The organism is Vicinamibacteria bacterium (assembly GCA_035620555.1).
Taxonomy (GTDB): Bacteria; Acidobacteriota; Vicinamibacteria; order Marinacidobacterales; family SMYC01; genus DASPGQ01.
Genome location: DASPGQ010000714.1, coordinates 1 through 6,336, shown reverse-complemented (window position 1 = coordinate 6,336; position 6,336 = coordinate 1). Strand labels below are relative to the sequence as shown.

The following is a 6,336-nucleotide window of genomic DNA, read 5'->3' as shown; positions in this document are numbered from 1 at the left end:
GGATAAGGCCAGAAGAACGGGGACGAGATGACCGAGATGAGCCGGGTCTTCGTCCCTTCGATGCCGCAGAGCTCGGCAGACAGCGATGCGTGAATGTCTCCGGACAGAAAGACCACCCTCTCGACTCGATGTTCGACGATGTGGGATAGCAACGCGTGACGATCGCGCGGAAAGCCAGCCCAATGATCGTCGGTCTTCGCCCGTGTCTCGGGAAACAACGGAACGGAGCTCACGACGAGCTTGACCCTGCCGGAGCCGTCCGTCAGCCAGCTCAGAAGGGCGCTCATTTGCTCAGAGCTCACCAGCCGAGCCTCGCCGGGTCCTCCGAGCACGCGCTCGGTGCGAACGTCCATCACGAAGAAATCACAGCAACCGTCTCGGAACGTGTACCAGAGCTTTTCGGGAATCCCCTCGATCCTGTGTCCTCGCACGCTAAAGAGAGGGCTGTGGCTCGCCTGGTAAACCTGGTAGGCATGCATGGCAGCGGGGTACTTGACGCGGAAGTCCGACGGAGAGGCGTTCTTCGGCCAGGCGTCCTCGATCTCGTGATCGTCGAGCGTCATATAGGTTGGAACCCGGCTCATCAGCTCTCGAATGCCCGGCTGTGAGAAGGCGTCGCGATAGCGCTTCAGGTATTCGTCGGGCAGGCGGTCGGGGAAAAAGGCGCCCAGGTCGTCCGCGTAGATCTGATCCCCCACCATCAGGAAACCATGGATCTCGCTGCCACCCTCGTCGATCTGGCGGAGGATGGACTCGAAGATCTTGTCGCCACGCGCGTCGAACCAGGCGCCTCCCAGCAAGCGCAGCAGATAGCGGCAGGACCCGAAGACGAACGTGCGGCTCGCGGAGGGATCGTCGGTACCGGTGCGGAACGAAGACCGGCTTGCCGCCCGCCAATCGAGCGGCGTGGAAGCACCGAGATCTTCCGGCTCGGCATTCGAATAGAAGTAGCCCATCTGGTACTCGTGAATGGAATCGGGCTCGAGAGAATCGAGGACCACGACGCCCGTCATATCGAAAGTTGGGCTCGTTTTGAAGAAGACGGGAGAGCGAAACCGACGCTTCGCGCCACGGATACGCACGACGCCTACCGCGCGACGGAGTCCGGTCGATGTCGTTTCGTACTCGGCCCGTCCCCACAGTCGCACGGTGGAAGCGGTCGTTGCCCCGACGATAGGGCCGAGAGTGAGAGGACGAATTCTCGCCAAGACGAGGAATTCTAACAGGGGACCGAGACGAAGATGGCTCGCCTACGACGACGCGATCTAGAATCGGCGCCATGATGAAGGAAGCAGACTCGAACGAGGCGACCCGCAGGCGCTTCCTTGCCTTTTTTGCGAGCACCGGACTCTCGACTACGCTTCTGCCCGGTGTTCTCTGGGCGAAATGGAAGCAGCAAGAGAATGAGGGAATCACACTCGGTGCCGTCGAGGAGGCGGCGAAGCTCTCCGGGATCGATCTCACTCCGGATGAGCAACGAGCGATGCTCGAGGGGCTGAACGAGAACCTCGGGCGATACGAAGAGCTTCGTGAAGTTCGCATCGATAACAGTGTCCCGCTGCCTCTCCACTTCGACCCTCGCGTTGCCGGAGAGGCTCCCGAGGCCCGCGAGCGCGAATTTAGCCCGACACCACCTCCTCGGGTCGAGCGACCGGGCGTGCTCGAGGACGTCGCTTTCTGGCCGGTGACGCATCTCTCCGAGCTCGTCCGTACGCGTCAGGTGAGCGCGCTCGAGCTGGCCGAGATGTATCTCTCGCGACTCGAGCGACACAACGAACGCTTGAATTGCCTGGTGACCCTGACCCGCGACCTCGCCATGAGCCAGGCGCGTCGTGCCGATGCCGAGCTCGCCTCCGGACGGTATCTCGGACCGCTCCATGGCATTCCTTGGGGCGCAAAAGACATCATCTCGGCACGCGGGTATCCCACGACCTGGGGTGCCGCGCCCTTCCGGGACCAGGTACTCGACGTCGACGCGGCCGTCGTCGAGCGTCTGTCGCAAGCGGGCGCCGTGCTGGTGGCCAAGCTCACGACGGGAGAGCTCGCCTTCGGTGACCGCTGGTTCGGTGGTCGAACGATGAGCCCATGGGACCCGGAGGAGGGGTCGAGCGGATCTTCCGCCGGATCCGGCGCCGCCACCGCCGCCGGTCTCGTCGGCTTCGCCATCGGAACCGACACCGGGGGCTCGATCCTCGCTCCCTCGGTACGTTGCGGCATCGCCGGGTTGAGACCGACGTTCGGCCGCGTCAGCCGCTATGGCGTCATGGCCGCCGGCTTCAGCCTCGACCGGGTAGGACCGATGTGCCGAACCGCCGAAGACTGCGCGCTCGTTCTCGACGCGATCGCGGGGCCGGACGGTAGAGATCTCTCGGTCGTCGAGAACCTGCCAGTTCACTGGAACGCAAACGCCGACGCCTCGACTCTCAGAGTCGGTTACACGAAAGAGCTGTTCGACGCCGAGCCGGACGGGGAGATTCGAGCGAACAACGAGGCGACTTTGAACGAGCTGCGCTCGCTCGGAATCGACCCGAGGCCGGTCTCGCTGCCGAAGAGCGACGTCAATTTCTTCATCGAGTACGTGGAGCGCGGCGCGGGTTTCGATGAATTCGCAAGAACGCGACTCGACGAGGGGCTCGTGCGGCAACGTCACCGGGCCGAGCTCCGCGTGGCGCGCTTCGTTCCCGCCGTCGAGTACCTGCAGGCGAATCGGGCTCGCTACCTCTTGATGCAGGAAGTTGCCCGGGCGATGTCGGACCTGGACGTCATCGTGGCCCCTCGTCCGACGCTCGATCCGGAGACGAGCATCAACCCCATCACGAGTCTTACGGGACACCCATCGGTGGCCGTCCCCAACGGTTTCAACTCGCGGGGCACGCCCACCGGGATCTGCCTCACGGGTCGGCTTTACCGAGAAGGCGAAATGCTGCTTCTGGCAAAGACGTATCAGGACCGAACCCGTTTTCATGAACGGCGCCCTCGTTCTTTCGAGCGATGAAGGAGAGAGTCATGCGAAGGCTATTGATGCTCGCAAACTGTGTCGTCCTCTCGACGGCCTGGATTCCGACAGCGGCGAGCGCCGCAGGACAGGAAGGGCTCGAGCGCGTTGAGGGATTTATTTCCTTCACCTGGGACTCCGCTTCCGACCGCATTCTCCTCGAGCTGCCCGAGCTCGGTGAAGACGTTCTCTACTACGTCTCGACCGCTCATGGATTGGGCTCGGTCGAGCTCGGCATCGACCGGGGCATCAACGAGCAAATGGTCGTACGCTTCGAGCGAGCGGGGCCGCGCGTCCACGTCGTACAGCAGAACCTGGAGTACCGCGCCCTGGGTGGCCCCCCCGATCTCGAGCGCAACGTGCGCGAGTCGTTCGCGACCTCGGTGCTCGCCGCGCTTCCGGTAGAGTCCGAGGAGATGGGGAGCGTCGTCGTCGACGGAACGCCGCTCTTTATGAGAGATGCCACGGACATCCGGGGTCTCCTTCGCGATCGCGACCAGGGGAGCTTCCGCCTCGATCGAGAACGCAGCGCCTTCTACATGGAGCGAACCCGGGCTTTCCCGCTCAACACCGAGATCGAAGTAACGCTGACTTTCGAGTCCGACGAACCGGGATCTCTGGTGCGAGGCGTCACGCCCGATGGCCGCTCGCTCACGCTGCGCGTCCACCACTCGTTCCTCCGAGCGCCTACAGGCTACCGACCGAGAAACGCCGATTCTCGCATCGGCGTATCGAGCCTGAGCTTCAAGGACTACGCCGCACCTTTCGACCGCGATCCCGACGTCCGATGGATTCGTCGCTGGCGGTTGGAGAAGAAGAACCCTTCGGCCGACACGAGCGATCCGGTGAAGCCCATCGTCTATTACCTCGACCCGGCCATTCCCGAACCGACCCGGAGCGCGATGCGTGAAGGCGTTCTCTGGTGGAATCACGCATTCGAGGCGGCGGGCTTCTCCAACGCGGTGGAGGTGAGGGACCCGCCCCCGGGGCTGGATCCGATGGACGTCCGTTACGCATTCATTCTCTGGGTGAACCGGGACGAGCGCGGTTTCTCGAGCGGAGGCGGCGTCACCGATCCGCGAACCGGTGAAATTCTTGGCGCCACGACCCGAATGGACTCGCACCGTATCCGGACCATAAGCCACTACTGGCAGGCGTACCAGATGACGGACACCGGCGACGACAACTGCGCTCTGTGGATGCCTCCGGTTGCGCACTTTCTGGCGCCGCAAGCCCAGGGACAGCCGACTCTCGAGGAGATGACGTTGGCCCGTCAAGCCGTGCTCTCGGCTCACGAGATCGGACACACGCTCGGCTTCGGGCACAACTGGAACTCGAGCATCAACGATCGCGCCTCGGTCATGGAATATCCCACCCCGCGGGTGCGCGTGAGCGCCGATGGCTCCCTCGATCTCCGCGAGGCCTACCATACCGATGTTGGGGCCTACGACCGATTCATGGCCCGCTACGCCTACACCGAGCTCGAGCCCGAGGAAGAAGAAGCGAGTCTCGAAGCCATCATCGATGAGATGCGGGCAGAGGGTATTCTCTACACGCCGTCGACGGATCCGCGCTGGAGCTGGTACGACGACCTCTCGTCACCGACCGACTACCTTCGGGAGACGATGGCCGCCCGCGATGTCATGCTCCAGTATTTCGGCCCCGGAATCTTGCGTGCTGGAGAGCCAATCGGAGAGCTGCGCGACATGAGGCTTTGGATGACCTATCTGCACCACCGATGGGCCATCGAGCACGCCCTCGACTTCATCGGCGGCATGTACCACAACCGGGTCCTCAAAGGAGACGATCTCTCGGCGATTCCACCCACCGAGATCGTACCCGCCGCGCTTCAGCGAGAACTGCTTTCTCTCGTCATGAAGGTCATTCAGCCTTCGAGCCTTTTGATCCCCGAGCGAATCCTGCGAGTTCTCACCCCGAGCCCCTACGGCTCCCTCGAGGATCTGTCCTCTGATTACGCTTTCGACCAGCTGCAAGCTGCCCGCATCCTCTCGGCGATGGTGCTGGAGCAGATGCTCCAGCCCGACCGTGCCGCTCGTCTCGTCGCCTTCGCGGACCGGCAGAACGACGCCCTGACGTTTCCCGAGCTGTTGGACGACATCGTAGAGAACACCTGGGAATCTCCCCGCGACACTGAGCTCCGCCACCGTTCCCTTCGGCGAGTCGCGGAACGGGTAGCACTCGACGCCATGATGATGCTGGGCGCACACGCCGACGCCACGCCCGAAGTGAGAGCGGTCGTGCTCCATCGGCTCGAGCGGTTGGGCCAGGCGATGAGCGAGCGTCACGACGACGACCCGGTGACGGAGGCCCATCTTCGGCTGGCCGAGCGCGACATCGCCCGCTACATCGAGGATCCCGCATCGATGGCTTCGAGGCTGGCCGCTCCGACCTGGGGCTCGCGGCCGCGCTCGCGCTACCCGTTACCTCCGGGGCCGCCGCTCGGTTCCGGTTTCGTTCCCTGAGTGGCTAACTCAGCCGAGCCGGCGCGATGAGCGGGACGGTGATCGAATCCAGCCCCTCCGCTCTCATGGAGGCCATGGAGGAGAACCTACTGAACCACGTCACGTTCCTGCAGCGCCGGCTCGAGGGAATGACGGTCGAGGAGCGCGACGGGCTCGTCATCGTGGACTCGGGACTCGGCAGCGACACGTTCAACAAGATCCTTCACGCTCGTTTGTGGGAAGCCCATGCCGACGAGCGGATCGCCGAGGCCCTGCGCCATTTCCGCGACGTAGGCCGTCCGTTCAGCTGGTGGGTCGGACCGTGCTCGCGACCGCTCGACCTCGAGGAGCGCCTCCGTAGCCACGGCCTCGCCGCTCAGGAGTACGAGCTCGGCATGACGATCGCTCTCGAAGACATACCTGCTCAGGTCGACATCCCCGCTGTAGCATCCGTTCGACACGTCACGTCAGCGAAAGAGCTTTCCGACTTTGCCGCCGTGCTGGCCGAGCTGTCCGACCCGGCCGACGAGAACGTGCGCGCGTTCTTCGAGAAATCGAAGACGGTGGTGCTCGACGACGCCTGCCCGATGCGCTTCTACGTCGCACACGTGGACGGTGAGCCGGCGGCGGTCAGCGAGCTCTTCCATGGAAGCGGCATCGCCGGAGTCCACATGGTGGGGACGAGCGCCAAGTTTCGCCGGAGGGGTCTCGGTATGGCCTTGACCTGGACCGCGCTTGCCGACGGAAAGCGCCTCGGCATGCACACCGGAATGCTCCAGGCTTCGCCGGAAGGCCAACCGCTATACGCGCGCCTCGGCTTTCGCCCCTGCGGCCGCTTCGTGGAGTACACATCCAAGTCCATTCCCGTCGAGTAGCCGG

4 protein-coding genes are annotated in these 6,336 nt (G+C 63.9%); 3 read left to right on the top strand and 1 reads right to left on the bottom strand.

Translation table 11 applies throughout. From position 1 onward, the window contains the following. Nucleotides 1–1,208, bottom strand: a 1,208-nt coding sequence (locus tag VEK15_28755) for an alkaline phosphatase D family protein (protein ID HXV64723.1), incomplete at its 3' end; no start/stop codon positions are given. Nucleotides 1,209–1,279: 71 nt separating this feature from the next. Between VEK15_28755 and VEK15_28750 the strand changes: the two genes are divergently transcribed. Genes VEK15_28750 through VEK15_28740 form a run of 3 tightly spaced genes read left to right on the top strand, consistent with a single transcriptional unit; the run spans nt 1,280 to nt 6,332 of the window. After that, nucleotides 1,280–2,995, top strand: coding sequence for an amidase (locus tag VEK15_28750; GenBank protein ID HXV64722.1), 1,716 nt, complete (start codon nt 1,280–1,282; stop codon nt 2,993–2,995). 11 nt (nt 2,996–3,006) lie between these two features. After that, nucleotides 3,007–5,478 (top strand): zinc-dependent metalloprotease, encoded by a 2,472-nt coding sequence (locus tag VEK15_28745; protein ID HXV64721.1) that lies wholly within the window; start codon nt 3,007–3,009, stop codon nt 5,476–5,478. A 38-nt stretch (nt 5,479–5,516) separates the two neighbouring features. Next, a complete protein-coding gene (locus VEK15_28740) occupies nt 5,517–6,332 on the top strand; it encodes a GNAT family N-acetyltransferase (GenBank protein HXV64720.1) in 816 nt (271 codons plus the stop codon). Nucleotides 6,333–6,336 lie beyond the last annotated feature (4 nt).

What these genes read in the sequence shown, in the direction of transcription:
- VEK15_28745 (HXV64721.1), top strand. Translation starts at nt 3,007, where the DNA reads ATGCGAAGGCTATTGATGCTCGCAAACTGTGTCGTCCTCTCGACGGCC.
- VEK15_28750 (HXV64722.1), top strand. Translation starts at nt 1,280, where the DNA reads ATGATGAAGGAAGCAGACTCGAACGAGGCGACCCGCAGGCGCTTCCTT.